At 63.7% G+C, this 19,032-nt stretch carries 19 protein-coding genes and 1 pseudogene; 8 read left to right on the top strand and 12 right to left on the bottom strand.

The genetic code is table 11. The annotated features are described in order from the left end of the window. Positions 1-38 precede the first annotated feature (38 nt). The 5 genes from AB3X95_RS07745 to AB3X95_RS07725 are packed head-to-tail and all read left to right on the top strand — an operon-like array spanning position 39 to position 5,989. Positions 39-1,559 carry a sugar ABC transporter ATP-binding protein gene (locus tag AB3X95_RS07745; protein WP_368621026.1) on the top strand — a complete coding sequence of 507 codons (1,521 nt, stop codon included), beginning with the start codon at positions 39-41 and terminating at the stop codon, positions 1,557-1,559. After that, entirely contained in the window at positions 1,546-2,553 is a 1,008-nt protein-coding gene (locus AB3X95_RS07740) for an ABC transporter permease (RefSeq protein ID WP_176121728.1), read from the top strand. The genes AB3X95_RS07745 and AB3X95_RS07740 overlap by 14 nt, the downstream gene beginning before the upstream one ends. Positions 2,554-2,590: 37 nt before the next feature. Further along, the gene (locus tag AB3X95_RS07735) at positions 2,591-3,679 is read left to right on the top strand and encodes an alcohol dehydrogenase catalytic domain-containing protein (protein WP_176105179.1); all 1,089 of its coding nucleotides are present in this window, start codon (positions 2,591-2,593) and stop codon (positions 3,677-3,679) included. Between the two features lie 31 nt (positions 3,680-3,710). Further along, positions 3,711-5,255 (top strand): FGGY-family carbohydrate kinase, encoded by a 1,545-nt coding sequence (locus AB3X95_RS07730; protein ID WP_368621025.1) that lies wholly within the window; start codon positions 3,711-3,713, stop codon positions 5,253-5,255. Further along, entirely contained in the window at positions 5,252-5,989 is a 738-nt protein-coding gene (locus AB3X95_RS07725; RefSeq protein ID WP_368621024.1) for an SDR family oxidoreductase, read from the top strand. Before AB3X95_RS07730 ends, AB3X95_RS07725 begins: the two co-directional genes overlap by 4 nt. A gap of 91 nt (positions 5,990-6,080) precedes the next feature. Here AB3X95_RS07725 and AB3X95_RS07720 read toward each other — a convergent pair whose 3' ends face one another. The 6 genes and pseudogenes from AB3X95_RS07720 to kynB all read right to left on the bottom strand — a co-directional run bounded on the left by AB3X95_RS07720 (position 6,081) and on the right by kynB (position 10,041). Next, the gene (locus tag AB3X95_RS07720; protein WP_018437801.1) at positions 6,081-6,365 is read right to left on the bottom strand and encodes a contact-dependent growth inhibition system immunity protein; all 285 of its coding nucleotides are present in this window, start codon (positions 6,363-6,365) and stop codon (positions 6,081-6,083) included. A 67-nt stretch (positions 6,366-6,432) separates the two neighbouring features. Then, positions 6,433-6,717, bottom strand: coding sequence for a contact-dependent growth inhibition system immunity protein (locus AB3X95_RS07715; protein ID WP_368621023.1), 285 nt, complete (start codon positions 6,715-6,717; stop codon positions 6,433-6,435). Between the two features lie 32 nt (positions 6,718-6,749). After that, positions 6,750-6,977, bottom strand: a pseudogene (locus AB3X95_RS07710) (hypothetical protein); the annotation flags it as partial. A 186-nt stretch (positions 6,978-7,163) separates the two neighbouring features. Beyond that, complete coding sequence (kynA, locus tag AB3X95_RS07705) at positions 7,164-8,090, bottom strand: tryptophan 2,3-dioxygenase (RefSeq protein WP_368621022.1); 927 nt, start codon at positions 8,088-8,090, stop codon at positions 7,164-7,166. A 10-nt stretch (positions 8,091-8,100) separates the two neighbouring features. Then, positions 8,101-9,351 carry a kynureninase gene (gene kynU, locus AB3X95_RS07700; RefSeq protein ID WP_176365664.1) on the bottom strand — a complete coding sequence of 417 codons (1,251 nt, stop codon included), beginning with the start codon at positions 9,349-9,351 and terminating at the stop codon, positions 8,101-8,103. Positions 9,352-9,378: 27 nt separating this feature from the next. After that, on the bottom strand, positions 9,379-10,041 hold the full coding sequence (gene kynB, locus AB3X95_RS07695) for an arylformamidase (RefSeq protein ID WP_368621021.1): 663 nt from the start codon (positions 10,039-10,041) through the stop codon (positions 9,379-9,381). Positions 10,042-10,171: 130 nt separating this feature from the next. Here kynB and AB3X95_RS07690 point away from each other — a divergent pair, with 130 nt between their 5' ends. Next, positions 10,172-10,687 carry an Lrp/AsnC family transcriptional regulator gene (locus tag AB3X95_RS07690; RefSeq protein ID WP_176105186.1) on the top strand — a complete coding sequence of 172 codons (516 nt, stop codon included), beginning with the start codon at positions 10,172-10,174 and terminating at the stop codon, positions 10,685-10,687. Positions 10,688-10,763: 76 nt separating this feature from the next. On the opposite strand, the gene AB3X95_RS07685 is transcribed toward AB3X95_RS07690, so the two are convergent. Beyond that, the gene (locus AB3X95_RS07685; RefSeq protein ID WP_176105187.1) at positions 10,764-11,273 is read right to left on the bottom strand and encodes a flavin reductase family protein; all 510 of its coding nucleotides are present in this window, start codon (positions 11,271-11,273) and stop codon (positions 10,764-10,766) included. Between the two features lie 560 nt (positions 11,274-11,833). Here AB3X95_RS07685 and msrA point away from each other — a divergent pair. Next, positions 11,834-12,373 (top strand): peptide-methionine (S)-S-oxide reductase MsrA, encoded by a 540-nt coding sequence (gene msrA / locus AB3X95_RS07680; protein ID WP_176384452.1) that lies wholly within the window; start codon positions 11,834-11,836, stop codon positions 12,371-12,373. A gap of 63 nt (positions 12,374-12,436) precedes the next feature. Here the strand turns inward: msrA and AB3X95_RS07675 are convergent, their stop codons facing one another. From AB3X95_RS07675 to pdxH, 3 genes are all read right to left on the bottom strand, one after another. Beyond that, positions 12,437-13,783 (bottom strand): DUF72 domain-containing protein, encoded by a 1,347-nt coding sequence (locus AB3X95_RS07675; RefSeq protein WP_368621020.1) that lies wholly within the window; start codon positions 13,781-13,783, stop codon positions 12,437-12,439. A gap of 84 nt (positions 13,784-13,867) precedes the next feature. Further along, a complete protein-coding gene (locus AB3X95_RS07670; protein WP_368621019.1) occupies positions 13,868-15,082 on the bottom strand; it encodes a class I SAM-dependent methyltransferase in 1,215 nt (404 codons plus the stop codon). A 149-nt stretch (positions 15,083-15,231) separates the two neighbouring features. Next, positions 15,232-15,873: a pyridoxamine 5'-phosphate oxidase gene (gene pdxH / locus AB3X95_RS07665; RefSeq protein ID WP_176135999.1), complete on the bottom strand. Its 642-nt coding sequence runs from the start codon at positions 15,871-15,873 to the stop codon at positions 15,232-15,234. Positions 15,874-16,122: 249 nt separating this feature from the next. Between pdxH and tcdA the strand changes: the two genes are divergently transcribed. Continuing rightward, the gene (tcdA, locus tag AB3X95_RS07660) at positions 16,123-16,980 is read left to right on the top strand and encodes a tRNA cyclic N6-threonylcarbamoyladenosine(37) synthase TcdA (RefSeq protein WP_368621018.1); all 858 of its coding nucleotides are present in this window, start codon (positions 16,123-16,125) and stop codon (positions 16,978-16,980) included. Between the two features lie 74 nt (positions 16,981-17,054). Here the strand turns inward: tcdA and trxA are convergent, their stop codons facing one another. Together trxA and AB3X95_RS07650 are read right to left on the bottom strand one after the other, a co-directional pair. Beyond that, the gene (gene trxA, locus AB3X95_RS07655; RefSeq protein WP_176105193.1) at positions 17,055-17,903 is read right to left on the bottom strand and encodes a thioredoxin; all 849 of its coding nucleotides are present in this window, start codon (positions 17,901-17,903) and stop codon (positions 17,055-17,057) included. Positions 17,904-17,992: 89 nt separating this feature from the next. Next, the gene (locus AB3X95_RS07650; RefSeq protein WP_176121714.1) at positions 17,993-18,868 is read right to left on the bottom strand and encodes a pirin family protein; all 876 of its coding nucleotides are present in this window, start codon (positions 18,866-18,868) and stop codon (positions 17,993-17,995) included. Between the last annotated feature and the right edge of the window lie 164 nt (positions 18,869-19,032).

The following is a 19,032-nucleotide window of genomic DNA, read 5'->3' as shown; positions in this document are numbered from 1 at the left end:
GCGATCATGCGCGGCGGTGCGCAGCAAAGGAACTCGCGATGGATACGCTTCTGAAGCTCGACAACATCAGCAAGAGCTTTCCCGGTGTGAAGGCGCTGCAAGACATTCACCTGGAGATCGCGCGTGGCGAGATTCACGCGCTGCTCGGCGAGAACGGCGCGGGCAAATCGACGCTGATGAAAATTCTGTGCGGCATCTATCAGCCGGACGAAGGCACGATCACGCTCGACGGCGAGCCACGCCACTTCGCGAACTACCACGACGCGGTGGCCGCGGGCGTCGGTATCGTGTTTCAGGAGTTCAGCCTGATTCCGTATCTGAACGCGGTGGAGAACATGTTTCTCGGCCGTGAAATGCGCAATCGCTTCGGCCTGCTCGAACGCGCCAGAATGCGCCGCGCGGCGGCCGCGATTTTTAAGCGGCTTGGCGTTGCGATCGATCTGTCGGTGCCAATCAGGGAACTGTCCGTTGCGCAGCAGCAGTTCGTCGAAATCGGCAAGGCGTTGTCGCTCGATGCGCGCGTGCTGATTCTCGACGAACCGACCGCGACGCTGACGCCGGCCGAAGCCGCGCATCTGTTCACGATCATGCGCGAGCTGAAGCAGCAGGGCGTCGCGATGATCTTTATCTCGCACCATCTCGAAGAGATCTTCGAGGTGTGCGACCGCATCACGGTGCTGCGCGACGGCCAGTACGTCGGCATGACCGAGGTCGCGCAATCCGACGTGAGCCGGCTCGTGCAGATGATGGTGGGACGCCGCATCGAAAGCAGCTTTCCGCCGAAGCCGGCGCCGCGCGCCGATGCGAAGATCGTGCTCGACGTCGTGCGCTTGCAGTTGTTCAAAGACAGCCCCGAGTTGAGCTTCACGCTGCGCGAAGGAGAGATTCTCGGCTTCGCGGGACTCGTCGGTTCGGGGCGCACCGAGACCGCGCTCGCGGTGATCGGCGCGGAGCGCGCGTACGTGAAGGAGATTCGTGTCAACGGCACCGCCGCGAAGCTCGCCGATCCGGCCGATGCGCTGCGCGCGGGCGTCGGCATTCTGCCCGAGAGCCGCAAGACCGAAGGGCTCATTACCGACTTCTCGATCAAGCAGAACATCTCGATCAACAACCTCGGCAAGTACCGGTCGCTGCGTTTCTTCATCGACCAGCGCAGCGAGGCGCGCGCGACCGCCGACATCATGAAGCGCGTGGGCGTGAAGGCGCCGACGATGCACACCGAAGTCGCGACGCTGTCGGGCGGCAATCAGCAGAAGGTCGTGATCGCGCGCTGGCTCAATCACCACACCAACATCCTGATCTTCGACGAACCGACTCGCGGCATCGACGTCGGCGCGAAGGCCGAAATCTATCTGCTGATGCGCGAACTGACCGCGCGCGGCTACTCGATCATCATGATCTCGTCCGAGTTGCCGGAGGTCGTCGGCATGTGCGACCGCGTCGCCGTGTTCCGGCAGGGCCGCATCGAAGCGCTGCTCGAAGGCGACGCGATCGAATCGAACGCCGTGATGACCTATGCGACCGCCGGTTCGCTTGGAGCTTCTCATGAACATGCCTAATCCTTCCTCTTCACCGAAAACATCGAGCGTCAGCAGCGACACGCCGGGCGCGCCGGTGCGCTTCACCTGGGCCGCGCTGAAACGCTCGACGCTGTTCTATCCGTTCATCGGCCTCTTGGTGGTCTGCATCGTGATGGTGTTCGCGAGCGATAGCTTTCTGTCGGCCGCAAACATCGAGAACGTGCTGCGCCAGGTGTCGATCAACGCGATCATCGCGGTCGGCATGACCTGCGTGATCCTGACGGGCGGCATTGATCTGTCGGTCGGCTCGGTGATGGCGCTCGCGGGCACGCTGTCGGCCGGGCTGATGGTCGCGGGCATGAACGGGGTGGCCGCGCTCGCGATCGGCCTCGCGGTCGGTCTCGGCTTCGGCGCGGCCAACGGCTTTTTCGTCGCGTTCGCCGGCATGCCGCCGATCATCGTCACGCTCGCGACGATGGGTATCGCGCGCGGCCTCGCGCTGATCTACACCGGGGGCTACCCGATCGACGGTCTGCCCGAATGGGTCAGCTTCTTCGGCAGCGGCAAGATTCTCGGCATCCAGGCGCCGGTCGTAATCATGGCGGTGATCTATGTGATCGCATGGGTGCTGCTCGAACGGATGCCGTTCGGCCGCTACGTCTATGCGATCGGCGGCAACGAGCAGGCGACGCGCTTGTCCGGCGTGCGTGTCGCGCGCGTGAAGCTGATCGTCTACACGATCGCCGGCTTGACGTCCGCGTTCGCCGCGATCGTGCTGACCGCGCGTCTGATGAGCGGCCAGCCGAACGCCGGCGTCGGCTTCGAACTCGACGCAATCGCCGCCGTCGTGATGGGCGGCACGTCAATCTCCGGTGGACGCGGCTCGATCATCGGCACGCTGATCGGCGCGCTGTTACTCGGTGTGCTGAATAACGGCCTGAACATGGTCGGCGTCAATCCATACGTGCAGAACGTGATCAAGGGCGGAATCATTCTGCTCGCGATCTATATCAGCCGCGACCGCAGAAAGTAACGCTCACTTCCCCCCATCTTTTTTGCAGGACCATGCAATGACGACTCCATCCGACCAGCAGAACATGACCGCCATCGTCTGTCATGCACCGAAAGACTATCGCGTCGAGCAGGTGCAGAAGCCACGCGCCCGCGCGCACGAGCTGGTGATCCGCATCGCCGCGTGCGGCATCTGCGCGAGCGACTGCAAATGCCATTCGGGCGCGAAGATGTTCTGGGGCGGCCCGAGCCCGTGGGTCAAGGCGCCGGTGATTCCGGGCCACGAGTTCTTTGGCTATGTCGAGGAACTGGGCGAGGGCGCGGCCGAGCATTTCGGCGTGCAAAAAGGCGAGCGCGTGATCGCCGAGCAGATCGTGCCGTGCGGCAAGTGCCGCTACTGCAAATCAGGCCAGTACTGGATGTGCGAAGTGCACAACATCTTCGGCTTTCAGCGCGAGGTCGCTGACGGCGGCATGGCGGAGTACATGCGGATTCCGCCGACCGCGATCGTCCACAAGATTCCCGACGGCATCTCGCTCGAAGACGCAGCGATCATCGAGCCGCTCGCGTGCGCGATTCACACGGTCAATCGCGGCGATCTGCAACTCGACGACGTCGTCGTAATCGCGGGCGCGGGGCCGCTCGGTCTGATGATGACGCAGGTCGCGCATCTGAAGACGCCAAAGAAGCTCGTCGTGATCGATCTCGTCGAAGAACGCCTGGCACTTGCTCGCGAATACGGCGCGGACGTGACGATCAATCCTCAGAAGGACGACGCGCTCGCGATCATTCGTTCGCTGACCGACGGCTACGGCTGCGACGTCTATATTGAAACGACGGGCGCGCCGATCGGCGTGAACCAGGGGATGGACCTGATCCGCAAGCTCGGGCGCTTCGTCGAATTCTCGGTGTTCGGCGCGGATACGACGCTCGACTGGTCGGTGATCGGTGATCGCAAGGAACTCGACGTGCGCGGCGCGCACCTTGGTCCTTATTGCTATCCGATCGCGATCGATCTGCTCGCGCGCGGACTTGTCACGTCGAAGGGCATCGTCACGCACGGCTTTTCGTTGGAAGAATGGGACGAAGCGATCAGGATCGCGAATTCGCTCGACTCGATCAAGGTGCTGATGAAGCCGCGCGCATGAATCTCGTGTGCGGCGTTTCAACGGAGACTCTATGAACTACGTCATCGGCGTCGATATCGGCACGCAGAGCACGAAAGCGTTGCTGGTCGACGAGCATGGCGCGATCGTCGCGCAGCATGCGTCGAGCTATCAACCCGATACGCCGAAGCCGTTGTGGGCCGAGCAGTGGCCCGCGGTATGGCTGAAGGCCGTGGTTGAATGCGTGGCCGCGTGCGTCGGCGAGGCGAAGGCGGCCGGCATCGCGCCGGGTGCGATCAAGGCGCTGTGCGTGAGCAGCCTGTACGGCGGCTCTGGCATCCCGGTCGATAACGACATGCGGCCGCTCGCACCGTGCCTGATCTGGATGGACCGGCGCGCGACCGCGCAGGTGGACTGGGTGCGCGAGAACGTCGATCTCGAACGGCTCCATACGATCACCGGTAATGGGGTAGACAGCTACTACGGCTACACGAAGATGCTGTGGCTGCGCGAGAACGAGCCGGACGTGTGGGCGCATACGCGCTACTTCCTGCCGCCGAACGCGTACGTGATCTACATGCTGACCGGCGAGGTCGCCGTCGATCACAGCTCGGCTGGCAATATCGGCGGCGTCTACGATATCGCGCGGCGCGACTGGTCGGACGAAGCGCTCGACATGCTCGGCATTCCCGCGACGATGATGCCGGAGCGGCTCGTCGAATCGTCGGAGGTGGTGGGCGGCTTGTTGTCGCAATGGACCGCGCAGCTTGGGCTCGATGCAGGCACGGCGATCGTCGCGGGCGGCGTCGATGCGGCGATGGCGACGTTCGCGGCCGGTGTCACGCGCGCCGGGCAGCACGTCGCGATGATCGGCACCAGCATGTGCTGGGGCTATATCAATCAGCGTGTCGACGCGCGCCACGGTTTGGTCAGCATGCCGCACGTTTTCAACGGGCAGCACGATATCTACGTATTCGGCGGGGCGATTACCGCGGGCGCGTCGGTCAGCTGGTATCGCGAGCAGTTCTGTCACGCGGAGATCGAGGCCGCGCGCGCGACACCGCATGGCGATCCGCATCGGCTGCTTGAAGAAACGGCCGCGCAAGTGCCGGCCGGTGCCGACGGCGTGCTGTTCCTGCCGTATCTGATGGGCGAGCGAAGTCCGGTGTGGGATGCGAAGGCGAGCGGCGCGTTCGTCGGGTTGTCGCTGTTTCATACGCGTGCGCATCTGTATCGCGCGGTGCTCGAAGGGGTGTCGTTCGCGCTGAAACACAACATCGAGGCGGGGCACAAAGGCGCGCAATCGCTCGACGACAAGCTGATCGTCGTGGGCGGCGCCGCGCATTCGGACCTGTGGATGCAGATCATCGCCGATGTCACCGGCTATCCGGTCTACACGATCGAGCAGGACGTGGAAGCGGCGATGGGCGCGGCGTTGCTCGCCGCGCTCGGCGTCGGCCTCGTGTCGCGCGAAGCGGCGCAAGGCGGCTGGGTCACGCTGATCGAGCGCGCGCAGCCCGACGCACGGCGCATGGCGCTATACGAGCAGCGCTTCGGTGTCTACGTGGATCTCTATCCGGCGTTGAAGCCGGTCATGCATCGCTTGCAATCATCATGAACGCTACTTTCGATTTTTCCGGACGCTCGATCCTGGTGACGGGCGCCTCCAGCGGCATCGGCCGCGCGACGGTCGCGGCGCTGTGCGCGAGCGGCGCATCGGTCGTCGCGGCCGCGCGCAACGTGAACGAGCTCGCGCGGCTCGCCGAGGAAACCGGCTGCGAGCCGTTGAAGCTCGATGTTAGCGACGAAGCCGCAATCGACGAAGCATTCGCGTCGCTCGAACCGTTCGACGGGCTCGTCAATTGCGCGGGCATCGCGTTGCTGGAACGCGCGGTGGATACCACGGCCGCGAGCTTCGATCGCGTGATGGCGGTGAATGCGCGCGGCGCGGTGCTGGTCGCGAAGCACGTCGCGCGTGGCATGCTCGACGCGGGGCGCGCGGGCAGCATCGTCAACGTTTCGAGTCAGGCGGCGCTCGTCGCGCTCGACGATCATCTGAGCTATTCGGCGTCGAAGGCGGCGCTCGATGCGGTCACGCGCGCGTTGTGCATCGAGCTGGGGCCGCACGGGATTCGGGTGAATAGCGTGAACCCGACGGTCACGCTGACGCCGATGGCGGTGCTGGCGTGGAGCGATCCCGTCAAACGCGATCCTGCGTTGCAGGCGATTCCGCTCAGGCGCTTTGCTGAATCCGCCGAGGTCGCGGCGCCGATTCTGTTTTTGTTGAGCGATGCGGCGTCGATGGTTAGCGGGGTGTGTTTGCCGATTGATGGTGGTTATACCGCGCGCTAGGGGGTGTCAAGCGCCGTCGGTTGCCTGGTGAAATGAAAGTAGACGGAAGCCCCGCCAGACGGCGGGGCCGTCCGGCGGGCGGAAGTGCAGGCTACTCACTCAGAAGAAGACGTTTAAGTTTGTCGAGAAAAGACTCAGTGGTCTTGTCCCACAGTGTCGGGTCGCACTGATAGCCAAAGTTTTCCTCAAACGCTGCGTCAAGGTTCCCCGAGTGATCGCTCTTGAATCGGTCTATCTCGGCCACCGTAGCGTTAATCTCTTCCGGTGTGCATTCGCATGTAAAAGACAAAACCAATTCTTCAATTGTGTTTCCGAACAAGTCGAAATCTTCATGGAAACGGCCACAAATCAATTGAAACAAATTTTCGTATCTCATAGATCAATGTCCACGCGGAATCAACGCTGAGCGACGCGGCGTCGAGGGCCCCCGTTGAAGCGCAGGCTTACTCACTTAGAAGGAGACGCTTAAGCTCGTCAAGAAAAGATTCGGTGGTGTGACCCCACAGCGTCGGATCGAACTGCCTGCCGAATTCCTGTTCGAACGCAGCGTCAAGATTTCCAGCGTGATCTCTCTTGAATCGGTCTATGTCGGCCACCTTCGCATTAATCATTTCTGGCGTGCATCTGCTTACACAAGCCCGAACCAACGCTTCAATTGTGTCTCCCCAGTAGTCGGAATCTTCATTGAAGTAGACTCCGATCAATTGAGCTAGATTGTCGTAGCTCATGTATCGGCATTCACTCGAAATCAGTCACTGAGCACCCCGAACACGACACACCCGGCTTTGCTCGCCATCGTCGGATCTGGCAAAGCGCAAAGCGCACCCGCACCGACCATTTCCAGCACGCCGCCGACGACCTGTAAACCGCCCCAAAGCCGGTTGGAAAGCATTTCCGACTGGCTGATCGACTGACGAGATAGCACGGCCGCGAGTTGCGGAGCACTCAGTACAACCTTCACTCCTTCGGCGTTATCGGCACCGGGCATATCGAAACCCTCTGATGTTTTTTATGGGGTTCCGATGCTGCCATGCTGACCATCTCTCAAGAGTCGGAGAACTCCGAACTTTCCTCAGCCCGATGAACGGTGCCTGTTATGCAACAAGCGGGAATAACCGCGGCATTACGCTTGCCGTGATTTGCCGGTCATACCCTGTCTGACACGCGCCAACCGTTACAGCATCGTCCGCACATGCCAAAGCTCCGGGAACAGCACGACATCGAGCATCTTGCGCAGATACGGCGCGCCGCTAGTGCCGCCGGTGCCCTGCTTGAAGCCGATGATGCGCTCGACGGTCGTCACGTGTCGGAAGCGCCATTGGCGGAACGCATCCTCGAGATCGACCAGTTCTTCCGCCATCTCGTACAGCTCCCAATGCTCGGACGGATTGCGATACACCTCGAGCCACGCGGCCTCCACCGACGCATCATGTTCAGTAGGCCTGGTCCAGTCACGTTCGAGCCGCGCGGGCGAAATCTTGAAGCCGCGGCGCGCAAGCAGCCGCACCACTTCGTCGTAGAACGACGGTGCTTCGAGCGATGCCTTCACTTGCGCGTATACGTCGGCGCGATGCGCATGCGGCTTCAGCATCTGCTCGTTCTTGTTGCCGAGCAGGAACTCGATCTGCCGGTACTGATACGACTGGAAGCCCGACGAAGTGCCGAGGTACGGCCGCATCGCCGTGTATTCAGACGGCGTCATCGTCGCGAGCACGCTCCACGCCTGCACCAGTTGCTCCATGATCCGCGACACGCGCGCGAGCATCTTGAACGCCGGCGGCAGCTCGTCGCGATGCACGGCCGCGAGCGCCGCGCGCAACTCGTACAGCGCGAGCTTCATCCACAGCTCGCTCGTCTGATGCTGGATGATGAACAGCATCTCGTTGTGATCCGGGGACAACGGATGCTGCGCGTCCAGCACCGTGCCGAGCGACAGATAATCGCCGTAGCTCATCGACTCCGAGAAGTCGAGCTGCGCGTCGTGCCAGCCGCTATCGGTCGTGCTCGATGCCGGCGCCGAAGCCGTCTGTGCGTGCCCGAACGGACAGCGTTGTGCCGCCGTTTCTTCTGGCAAGCCCGGCGTGTGCATGTGATCGGTCATTCTGTCGTCCTCAGGTAACGGCGCCGCGCTGGGCGAATTCAGGAGCTTTCCAGGCCTCGCGGGTGAGCACGTCGCGCAACGTTTCGACGGCGTCCCAGACGTCGACGAAACGCGTGTACAGCGGCGTGAAGCCGAAGCGCAGCACGTGCGGCTCGCGATAGTCGCCGATCACGCCACGCGCAATCAGCGCCTGCATCACCTCGTAGCCGTGCGGATGCTCGAAGCTCGCATGCGAGCCGCGCTGCGCATGCTCGCGCGGCGTCACGAGCTTCAGTGGAAATTCGCTGCAACGCGTCTCGACCAGTTCGATGAACAGATCGGTCAGCGCGAGCGACTTCTCGCGAACCGCCTGCATGTTGGTTTGCAGGAACACGTCGAGCCCGCATTCGACGAGCGCCATCGACACCATCGGCTGTGTGCCGCACAGGAAGCGGCCTACGCCGTTGTCGGGCTGATACGTCGGATTCATTTCGAACGGCGCGCGATGCCCCCACCAGCCCGACAGCGGCTGCGCGAACTCGTTCTGGTGGCGCTTGGGCACCCACACGAACGCGGGCGAACCGGGGCCGCCGTTCAGATACTTGTAGGTGCAGCCGACCGCGTAGTCGGCGCCGACGCCGTTCAGATCGACCGGCACCGCGCCCGCCGAATGCGCGAGATCCCATAGCGCGAGCGCGCCCCTGTCGTGGATCAGCTTCGTCAGCGCGGCCATGTCGTGCATATAGCCGGTCCGGTAGTTCACGTGCGTGATCATCGCGATCGCGGTGTCGGCGCCGATCGCGTCGGGCAGCTCGGACGGATCGTCGACGAGGCGCAGCTCGTAGCCGCGATCGAGCTGTTCGATCAAACCCTGCGCGATATACAGATCGCTCGGGAAATTCGAGCGCTCGGAAACGATCACGCGACGCTGCGGATCGCGCGCATTCGCGAGCCGCAGCGCGGCCGACAGCAGCTTGAACAGGTTGATCGAGATCGTGTCGGTGATCACGACTTCGTCTTCGGCTGCGCCGATCAACGGCGCGAGCTTGTTGCCGAGCCGGCGCGGCAGCACGAACCAACCGGATTTGTTCCAGCTGCGGATCAGCCCTTCGCCCCATTCGGCGGCGATCACGGTTTGCGCGCGCTGCGCGGCGGCGGCCGGCGGTACGCCGAGCGAGTTGCCGTCGAGATAGATAGTCGTCGGCGATAGCGCGAACTGGTCGCGCAGCGCTGCGAGCGGGTCGGCGCTGTCGAGCGCCACGGCTTCGTCACGATGGTTCATGGTGGTTCGATGGGTTGGGTTGTCGGGTCAGTAGCTCGCCGCGGGCGTGGCCTGGCGCGAGCCGGGTAGTGCGCGCAGCACCGCGCGCACCGGGCTCGCGTCGAGCGTGGTCAGCTTCAGCGGCAGCGCGATCAGCTCGTAGTCGCCGGGTTCGACAGCGTCGAGCACAATGCCTTCGAGAATCGCCATCCGGTGCGCGCGAATGCGGTGATGCGCGTCCATCGTCTTCGATTCCTGCGGATCGAGCGATGGCGTATCGATGCCGATCAGCTTCACGCCACGCGCGGCGAGCAGATTGACGGTCTCGGGCGCGACCGCGCAGAACGCGCTGTCCCACTCGCGCGTCGGCGCATTCCTGTAAGTGCGCAGTAAGACTCGCGGCGGCAGATCGTCGAGCGAGCCGGTCAGGTGTTGTGGCGTCACAACAGGCGACGCGCCGATACAGTCAATCACTCTGCATAAACCGAGATATGGGTCGAGCGGCACGTCGCCGATCGCGGCGCCGTCGGCGTCGTAGTGCAGCGGCGCATCGGTATGCGCGCCGGTGTGCGGCGACATCGTCAGACGCGCGACATTGACCGGCGAGCCAGCCTCCATGCGCCAGACGCGTTCGATGCCGACCGGCGTGTCGCCCGGCCAGACGGGCGTGGCGGGATCGACGGCGGGGGTGATGTCCCAGAGTGCTCGCATGACGGTTTCGACGGAAGGTGACTATCTCTAAATGATAGAGGTCAAGCCGTGAAATGTGATTGCGAAAAAATCTCCTAACCAGCCGTGTCTTGGAACATAATTTGAGCCAAACCGGAAAGGGAGACCGAATATGAACGCGATCTCGCTCGACGCCACCGATTGCCGTATCTTGACGGTGCTTCAGCAGGAAGGACGGATCAGCAATCTCGACCTGGCGGAGCGCATCTCGCTGTCGCCATCAGCCTGTCTGCGACGCCTGCGTCTGCTGGAGGAGCAGGGCGTCATCGAACACTACCGCGCGTGTCTGAACCGCGAAGTTTTGGGGTTCGAGCTGGAAGCGTTCGTGCAGGTGTCCATGCGCAACGACCAGCAGAACTGGCACGAGCGCTTTGCCGAGGCGTTGCGCGACTGGCCCGAAGTGGTCGGCGCGTTCGTCGTGACCGGCGAAACCCACTACCTGCTGCGCGTGCTCGCGCACAACCTCAAACACTATTCGGATTTCGTGCTCAACCGCCTGTACAAGGCGCCGGGCGTGATGGACATCCGCTCGAACATCGTGCTCGAAACGCTGAAGGAAGATTCGGGCGTGCCGGTGTCGCTCGTGAAGAAGAGCAGCGGGCACGGGGCCACGCATAGCGACCGTTGACGATGACGAGGGGGCGCGCCGTTTTTGGCGCGTCCGACCGACAAGCACTACCGACGCGAGGGGCGCGCCGCGCCGCTCAAAGCGGCTTCAGGCCGTGGAACTGTCCGCTCTGGAACACGAGCGGCAGCATGTCCGCGGCATTTTCGTGCACGCCGCAGCGCTCCACTTCGCCGACGAAAATCACGTGGTCGCCTTCGTCGTAGCGGCTGCGGTTATGACATTCGAACCACGCGAGCGCGCCGTCGAGCACCGGCATGCCGGTGTCGCCCGCCGCGTGCGATACGCCCTCGAAGCGGTCGCCCTTCACGGTCGCGAAGCGCTTGCACAGATCGAGCTGCGTCGAAGACAGCACATTGATCACGTAGTGACTGTTGGCGCGGAACACCGGCATCGACGCCGAGCGCGTCGCGAGACTCCACAGCACGAGCGGCGGAGAGAGCGACACCGAGTTGAACGAGCTGGCCGTGATGCCGATCAGCTGGCCGGACGCGGCGCGCGTCGTGATCACGGTGACGCCGGTCGCGAACTGGCTGAGCGCCTGTCTAAACGCGGACTGGTCGAAGTTGGGTGGGCTCGCGCTCTTCATCGGGGCAGGGTCCCCGGCGCGCGCCGTGTGAAAGACGGACTTAAGCGCGAATCGAGGCGCGGATAACAACGCGGATATGTGCGGCTGGCAGCGGATGTTTCGAAAGTCATGGTGAAAATCATCGATTTCCGCCAATTTTAACTGTAATCGCCGCGCGCGCCGCACGACGTTGCGTACGGTGCGCAATCCGGCGTTCGCTCGTTCACAGTCGAGAACGAACCGGCCGCCGTGTTTCGTGCGGACACGCCGATTGTCATGCTTCGTCTCGCCGCATTTTTCGCTTCGCTTCACTGAACACGCGTTCGCCTGGGCGCGGCGCTTGCTGTTGTGCTGCATGGTTATTCACCCGTCGCGCGACGCCCTTTCTATACTCGATATCTGCACTGCGGGATTCGCGTGGAATGGCGCGACGCGTTGCAAACGGCGCCGCGCGACGGGTGCATCAGTTGTGCCTTTTAGTCCGCGTTTTCGGCCATATATTCGGATGCGGTGGCAGACCCGGCGGCGCTGCGCAGGCCGACTGCCGATCATTGTGTGGATCTGATCCTGGGGTGAAGCTTATGAACGAGACGGCAACGCTCGGCGGTGGATGTTTCTGGTGCCTCGAAGCGGTGTATCTGGACGTCGAGGGCGTCAACGCGGTGGAGTCGGGTTACGCGGGCGGTCACACGCGCCGTCCGAGCTACGAGCAGGTCTGCGACGGCGACACCGGTCACGCGGAAGTGGTCAGGGTCGACTTCGATCCGGCGAAGATCAGCTATCGCGAGATTCTCGACATCTTCTTCGCAATCCACGATCCGACCCAGGTGAACCGGCAGGGTAACGACGTCGGCACGCAATACCGTTCGGTGATCTTCACGCATTCCGATGCGCAGCGCGAAACCGCGCTGCAGGCGATTCGCGAGATCGGCGAACAGGGCATCTACGACGGCAAGATCGTGACCGAGGTGCTGCCGCTCGACGACAACTACTGGCCCGCCGAGGCTTACCATCAGAACTATTTCGCGCAGCATCCGAATCAGGGCTACTGCTCGTTCGTGGTCGCGCCGAAGGTCGCGAAGTTCCGCCAGAAGTTCGCGCATCGGATCAAGGCGCGCTAACGGCGCAGCGCGAGGATCGGAGTCGGCAGCGGGCGGATACGCAAGAACGCCCGCTGCTGTTCGTCACTGCGGTTCCTGTGCTTGCGACCGCGCGTCATCAACGCCGGCGCCATCATTCCCGCGTCCTTGGGTGACACGCACGCAGGCTTCGATAATCTCTTCGGCCAGCTTCACGCAGCTGAGCGGCGCCGATCCCTCCGCCTTGTTGTTGACCGCGATCACCACCGGCTGACCGGCCAGCGCGTAGCGCGCGGCCAGCTCGGCGAGCGACGCGCGCGTCGCCGGATCTTCGTCGACGAGCCGGTTGAACGGCTCGTACTTCGCCTTCGCCTGTTCGTATTTGAAGCCGCCGTGCAGGCTCCAGCGCACGATCAACGGACCGGCCGGCTCGCCGTCGAGCAGCGCGAGCGCCGCGGCCTGTCGCAGCGGATCGGGCATCCGTGCATGAATGCCGACGCAGTAGCGCACGCCCTCCGTCTTCAGCATCCGGATGAAGCGTGGCGTGAGCAGACTCGCGTCGCGAATCTCGACCGCGTAGCAACTGCCGTCGGGCAGCCTCGGCAGCGCGCTGAAAAACTCTCCCAGACGCTCGATGAGCTCCGCCGGCTGCGCGAGCATCTGATCCGGCAGCGGCGAGAACTGGAACACCAGCGCGCCGGCCTTTGCACCGAGGCCTTCGACACAGGGCGCGACGAAGTCGTCGATCGCCATCTGCGCGTTCAGAAAGCACGGGTTCAGCGACACCGGCTCGCCGCGCTCGGCGCGCACGGTGGCGTCGGTGATCGTCATCGGCGCCTTGACGATGAAGCGGAAGTGCTCGGGCACCTGCTGCGCGTAGCGCAGGTATTCGGTGACCGTCAGCGCCTGGTAGAACGAGCGGTCGATGCTGACCGTCTTCAGCAGCGGATGCGCGCCGTACGCGCTCAAGCCCTCGCGCGACAGTTTGCTGTTGCTGTAGTCGTCGCCATAGACGATGCCGCTCCAGCCCGGGAACGACCATGTGGACGTGCCGAGGTGGATCTGTGGCGGCAATTGCGCCGCGAGCGCGAGCAGTTCGGGCGAGGGCGGCGCGGCGAGCACGTCGCGGCCGCGGCGTCTCTTCGGGGCGTCGGTGGGGACGGGTGCGGAGGCTGGTTCAGCAGCGGGGCTGTCGGGCGGGGCGGCGTCTTCGAACAGCGACGCGGCAGCGTTGGCCTTTGCGGGCTTCGGCGCACGCTTGCGCTCTGGCTGCGCGGCAGCGCTTGCGATGGAGTCGGCCTCGCTCGTGGACACGGCCGGCGCTTCTACAGCAGCCTCCACCGGCATCCCGAACAGATCGAACTGCTGCGCGGCGTCGTGCGCCGCATCGTCCGCGCTGCCGTCCTTGCCGTTCAACGGCTCTTCAACGTCACTCGTCCTGCTCTGGTCCATCAATGTCCGGCCTGCTGTTGATCAGAAATGCGCAGCGGCGCGCGCTTCATGCACGCCGCCGCGGCGTAACCGGTCACAGCACGGTCACAGCGGTTTTTCGTACATGTAGCGGCGCGACCACGGCAGGGTTTTCGCGCTGCGGCCGGCTTTGCGGCACACCACCTGGAAGATCGACACGTCGTCGTTTTCGAACGCATACGCGCAGCCAGCCAGATACACGCGCCAGATGCGGAATTTTTCGTCGTCGACGAGCTTGCGCGCCTGATCCGCGTGGGCTTCGAAATTTTCCGCCCAGATGTCGAGCGTGTGCGCATAGTGACGGCGCAGGCTTTCGACGTCAATCGGCTCGAGTCCGCCGCGCTGCATCGATTCCAGCGCGAGGCTGATATGCGGCAGCTCGCCGTCCGGGAACACGTAGCGGTCGATGAACTCGCCGCCGCCGAGCGCGGTTTCGCCGCTATCGGCGTCGCTCGACGTGATGCCGTGGTTCATCGCGATGCCGTCGTCGGTGAGCAGATCGTGCATCTTCTGGAAATAGCCGGGCAGGTTCTTGCGGCCGACGTGCTCGAACATGCCGACGCTCGTGATGCGGTCGAACTGCCCCGGGATGTCGCGATAGTCCTGCAGGCGGATTTCGATCTGTTTCTCGAGGCCCGCCGCCTTGACGCGCGCGGTGGCGAGATCGAACTGGTTCTGCGACAGCGTGACGCCGACGCACTTCGCGCCGAACTTCTGCGCGGCGCGCAGCACGAGCGCACCCCAGCCGCAGCCGATGTCGAGCAGACGCTGGCCGGGCTGCAGCTGGATTTTGGTCAGAATGTGATCGATTTTCTTCAGCTGCGCCGTTGCGAGGTCTTCGGTGCCGGTCTCGAAGTACGCGCACGAGTAGACCATGTTCTCGTCGAGCCACAGCTTGTAGAACTCGTTCGACACGTCGTAGTGATACTGGATGGCTTTTTTATCCGACGTCTTCGAATGATTGAAGTAGCGCCGCACGCGCGCAAGCTTGCCGGCGCTCGTCACGGTACTGTGTGCGAGCTGATAGCCGATATTGATGATGTCCGACAGCTTGCCCTCGATGTCGATCTTGCCTTTCACATAGGCTTCGCCAAGATTGTCGAGGCTCGGTTCGAGCAGATAGGGCAGCGCGGTTGCGCTCTTCACGTGTAGCGTGACCTGGGGTGCGGCGAACTGCCCGAAGTCGTGTTGCTGACCGTCCCACAGCACGAGGCGTGCGGGCAGGTTAGCTGTGGTTTTGACATCTTCAACCCACTGCGCCAGCTTTTTCTCCCAGAACATGTGATCTCTCCGTGTCCGTTGATTTAAAGCAAAGCTATGTGGATCGCGATAGGGCGCGGCGCATTCCGCGGGCCGCGCAACGCAATCCCGCCGACGAGCGCCGCTACGATGGCGGCACGGCCGGCGTCATTCGTCCCATCATCGTCCGGTCAGGGTTGCAGGCGTGCGATCAGCCAGTTGGCGCCTTCATCCGCGCGCGTGAAAAGCAGCCGATCGTGCAGCCGCGATGGCCGCCCCTGCCAGAATTCGATCGCGTCGGGCACCAGACGGTAGCCACCCCAGTGTGGCGGACGCGGAGGATTTTCGCCGTATTGCAGGCTGATTTCACGTTCGCGTACTTCGAGCTGCGAACGGCTTTCAATTACCTGACTCTGGTTCGATGCCCATGCGCCGATCCGCGAGCCGAGCGGACGCGATGCGAAATACGCGTCACTTTCTGCCTCGCTCGTTTTGACGACACGGCCCTCGATGCGCACCTGGCGTTCGAGTTCGATCCAGTGAAACAGCAGGCTCGCGTAGGGGTTCGCGCTCAGTTCGCGGCCCTTGCGGCTCTCGTAGTTGGTGAAGAACACGAAACCACGCTCGTCGACGCCTTTGATGAGCACGATGCGTGCCGAAGGCCGGCCGCGCGCGTCGACCGTGGCAAGCGTCATCGCATTCGGCTCGGGCAGCTTGGCGTCGATGGCCTGCTGGAACCACGTGTCGAATTGACGGAACGGATCGTGGTTGACGTCGGCAACGTCCAGTGAGCCCAGCGAGTAGTTTTTTCGAAGCTCGGCGAGTGAGATCATGTTCTTATGCGAACGCTACAGTGGGCCAAGTATAGCTAAGGCGCCAGGTTTTTGCGCGCGAGCGGATCAACGTATGGCGGCCGCATGCTGCGAGCGCCAAGCCTGCAACGTTGGGTCGCTGCTCGGGGTCCTGCGCGGCTGCTTTCACGTGTTCAGGCAAAATACGGGCTGCGCGCCTGATTGGCCAAAGCGAATTGCCAACGCGCCGCCGCCTGTTACGTTCCGCCTGTGTTTTCGAGCCCTGCCATCATGTCCAGCACCACCGCGCAATCCGATCTTACTACCAGCCTTGACGCGAACGAAACCGCCGACCGCGCCCGCCGGTTCGGCGGCATCGCCCGTCTGTATGGCGCGTCCGCGCTCGCCGCGTTCGAGGGGGCGCACGTCGCGGTGATCGGCATCGGCGGGGTGGGGTCGTGGGTCGCGGAGGCGCTAGTGCGCAGTGCGCTCGGCACGCTGACGCTGATCGATCTCGACAACGTCGCGGAAAGCAACACTAACCGGCAGATTCACGCGCTCGACGGCAACTACGGAAAACCGAAGGTCGAAGCGATGGCCGAGCGCATCACGGCGATCAATCCATACTGCGACGTGCGGCTGATCGAAGACTTCGTCGAACCGGACAATTTCGCGGCGACGCTCGGCGGCCGCTTCGACTATGTGATCGACGCGATCGACAGCGTGCGCACGAAGACCGCGCTGATCGCGTGGTGCGTCGAGCGCAAGCAGCCGCTGATCACGGTCGGCGGCGCGGGCGGTCAGCTCGACCCGACGCGTATCCGCATCGACGATCTGGCGCTGACGATTCAGGACCCGCTGCTGTCGAAGGTGCGCGGGCAGTTGCGCAAGCAGCACGGCTTTCCGCGCGGGCCGAAAGCGAAGTTCAAAGTGAGCGCCGTGTATTCCGACGAGCCGCTGATCTATCCGGAAGCGGCCGTCTGCGACATCGATGAAGAAGCCGAGCACGTGAGCACGTCGCCCGGACATACGGGGCCGGTCGGTTTGAACTGCGCGGGGTTTGGGTCCAGCGTGTGCGTGACCGCGAGCTTTGGTTTCGCGGCCGCGGCGTATGTGTTGCGGGAGCTGGCGAAGAAGGCGACGGTTTAGGTTTAGGTGGCAGCCTGGGCGGCGGTTTCAACCGCTCCGACCCAGGCCGCCATCGGGCGAAACATCACGAACGATCAATTCAACGACGCGCTCAGCTTGCGTCGCCACTGCGCCACCAGCTCCGGCTGATGCGCGGCCAGATCGAACACCGACAACATCGTCTTGCGGCCGACATCGTCGCGGAACGCGCGGTCGCGCTGCACGATCGCGAGCAGATGTTCGAGCGCCTGAGCATATTTGTGCCGCGCGATAAACGCATTCGCGAGATCGAAGCGCGCTTCGAGATCGTCGGGATTGCCCGCGACACGCGCTTCGAGCGCATCGGTGGGCGGCAGGTCCGCGGCGGCGTCCACCGCGTCGAGCCTGGTTTTGATCGCGTTGAAACGCGCGTCGATGCCTTGCGTGGTTTTCGGCGACAGCAAATCGACTTCGTTGCGCGCCTCGTCGATGCGGTTGTCTTCGAGCAGCAACTCGATGCGGTCCATGCGCGCGTCGTCGAACCCCGGGTCGTACGCGAGCGCCGCTTGAAGCAGGTCGTAGGCGTCGTCGCGGCGGCCTTCGGCGAGCGCGGTCTGCGCTTCGATGCGCGCTCCCGGCGCGCCCTGCGGCACGAGCCGGTCGAGGAACTCGCGCAACTGTCCTTCCGTCAGCACGCCGATGAACTGATCGACGGCCTGGCCGTCGGCGAACGCGATCACGTGCGGAATGCTGCGCACCTGGAAGTGCGCGGCCAGTTCGTGGTTCTCGTCCACGTTGACCTTCACGAGCTTCCATTTGCCGGCGGCTTCGGCTTCGAGCTTTTCGAGCATCGGGCCGAGACTCTTGCAGGGGCCGCACCACGGCGCCCAGAAATCGACCAGCACCGGGGCCAGCATCGACGCCTTGATGACGTCCTGTTCGAAAGTGGCCAGAGTGGTGTCCATTGCGTCCTCGTCGATAGAAACGGTTTGTGGCTAGCTGGGGCCGAATCGCGCGATTTCAATGCGGTCCTGCGCATGCGGCCCCGGCGCCGTTACTTGCGCTGCGGCAGCGGAATCCATTCGGTTTCGCCGGGCACGTGGCCCATTTCCTGATTCGTCCATGCGAGCTTCGCGGCTTCGATCTTCTCGCGCGAGCTCGCGACGAAATTCCATTCGATGAAGCGCTCGCCGTCGAGCTTCTCGCCGCCGAGCAGCATCACGCGCGCGCCGTGTGTGCTCGCGAGCGTGACGGTTTCGTCCAGCGCGAGCACGGCCATCTGGCCCACTTCGAGCGTGGCGCCGTCGATCTCCAGATCGCCTTCCACCAGATATACGCCGCGCTCCTCGTGCTCCGGTTCGAGCGCGAACGCGCTGCCCGGCGTGAAGTCGGCGGCGACGTACAGCGTGCCCGAGAACGTCGCGACCGGCGACACCGCGCCGAACGCGGTGCCCGCGATCACGCGCAGCGTCACGCCATTGCGCTCGACGACCGGCAAGGTCGCCGCCGCATGATGCGCGAACGACGGCTCGGCGTCTTCATCGGCGAGCGGCAGTGCGACCCAGGTCTGGATGCCGTGAATTCGCTGGCCGCGCGCGCGGTCTTCGGCCGGCGTGCGCTCCGAATGGACGATGCCGCGTCCGGCCGTCATCCAGTTGACGTCGCCGGGGACGATCTTCTGCTCGGAGCCGAGGCTGTCGCGATGCATGATCGCGCCGTCGAACAGATAGGTGACGGTCGCGAGGCCGATATGCGGATGCGGGCGCACGTCGAGGCCGGTGCCGGGTTCGAGGGTCGCCGGGCCCATGTGGTCGAAGAAGATGAACGGGCCGACGAGGCGCGCCGCCATCGCCGGCAGCACGCGTCGCACGGCCAGATTGCCGATGTCGCGTAGGTGCGGTGTGAGAACGGCTTTGATCGAGGAAGTCATGGGCAGGCTCGACGGGAAAGTGGAAGAAGAAAGCTCGAATGGACGATTCTACTGCGCGTCGCGCGCGGCCGACGGCAACGGTGCACGCTAGCCATCAGCGGGCGCGATGAACCGGGATCGCAGCCTCGGCTACACTGCCGGATCGAACCATTTCATTGGAGACC

The organism is Paraburkholderia sp. BR13444 (assembly GCF_040948755.1).
Classification (GTDB): Bacteria; Pseudomonadota; Gammaproteobacteria; order Burkholderiales; family Burkholderiaceae; genus Paraburkholderia; species Paraburkholderia youngii.
The sequence above is the reverse complement of the archived record's forward strand: the minus strand, read 5'-3'. Positions and strand labels throughout refer to the sequence as shown.

What these genes read in the sequence shown, in the direction of transcription:
- AB3X95_RS07745 (WP_368621026.1), top strand. Translation starts at nt 39, where the DNA reads ATGGATACGCTTCTGAAGCTCGACAACATCAGCAAGAGCTTTCCCGGT.
- AB3X95_RS07740 (WP_176121728.1), top strand. Translation starts at nt 1,546, where the DNA reads ATGAACATGCCTAATCCTTCCTCTTCACCGAAAACATCGAGCGTCAGC.
- AB3X95_RS07735 (WP_176105179.1), top strand. Translation starts at nt 2,591, where the DNA reads ATGACGACTCCATCCGACCAGCAGAACATGACCGCCATCGTCTGTCAT.
- AB3X95_RS07730 (WP_368621025.1), top strand. Translation starts at nt 3,711, where the DNA reads ATGAACTACGTCATCGGCGTCGATATCGGCACGCAGAGCACGAAAGCG.
- AB3X95_RS07725 (WP_368621024.1), top strand. Translation starts at nt 5,252, where the DNA reads ATGAACGCTACTTTCGATTTTTCCGGACGCTCGATCCTGGTGACGGGC.
- AB3X95_RS07720 (WP_018437801.1), bottom strand. Translation starts at nt 6,365, where the DNA reads ATGAGATACGAAAATTTGTTTCAATTGATTTGTGGCCGTTTCCATGAA.
- AB3X95_RS07715 (WP_368621023.1), bottom strand. Translation starts at nt 6,717, where the DNA reads ATGAGCTACGACAATCTAGCTCAATTGATCGGAGTCTACTTCAATGAA.
- kynA (WP_368621022.1), bottom strand. Translation starts at nt 8,090, where the DNA reads ATGACCGATCACATGCACACGCCGGGCTTGCCAGAAGAAACGGCGGCA.
- kynU (WP_176365664.1), bottom strand. Translation starts at nt 9,351, where the DNA reads ATGAACCATCGTGACGAAGCCGTGGCGCTCGACAGCGCCGACCCGCTC.
- kynB (WP_368621021.1), bottom strand. Translation starts at nt 10,041, where the DNA reads ATGCGAGCACTCTGGGACATCACCCCCGCCGTCGATCCCGCCACGCCC.
- AB3X95_RS07690 (WP_176105186.1), top strand. Translation starts at nt 10,172, where the DNA reads ATGAACGCGATCTCGCTCGACGCCACCGATTGCCGTATCTTGACGGTG.
- AB3X95_RS07685 (WP_176105187.1), bottom strand. Translation starts at nt 11,273, where the DNA reads ATGAAGAGCGCGAGCCCACCCAACTTCGACCAGTCCGCGTTTAGACAG.
- msrA (WP_176384452.1), top strand. Translation starts at nt 11,834, where the DNA reads ATGAACGAGACGGCAACGCTCGGCGGTGGATGTTTCTGGTGCCTCGAA.
- AB3X95_RS07675 (WP_368621020.1), bottom strand. Translation starts at nt 13,783, where the DNA reads ATGGACCAGAGCAGGACGAGTGACGTTGAAGAGCCGTTGAACGGCAAG.
- AB3X95_RS07670 (WP_368621019.1), bottom strand. Translation starts at nt 15,082, where the DNA reads ATGTTCTGGGAGAAAAAGCTGGCGCAGTGGGTTGAAGATGTCAAAACC.
- pdxH (WP_176135999.1), bottom strand. Translation starts at nt 15,873, where the DNA reads ATGATCTCACTCGCCGAGCTTCGAAAAAACTACTCGCTGGGCTCACTG.
- tcdA (WP_368621018.1), top strand. Translation starts at nt 16,123, where the DNA reads ATGTCCAGCACCACCGCGCAATCCGATCTTACTACCAGCCTTGACGCG.
- trxA (WP_176105193.1), bottom strand. Translation starts at nt 17,903, where the DNA reads ATGGACACCACTCTGGCCACTTTCGAACAGGACGTCATCAAGGCGTCG.
- AB3X95_RS07650 (WP_176121714.1), bottom strand. Translation starts at nt 18,868, where the DNA reads ATGACTTCCTCGATCAAAGCCGTTCTCACACCGCACCTACGCGACATC.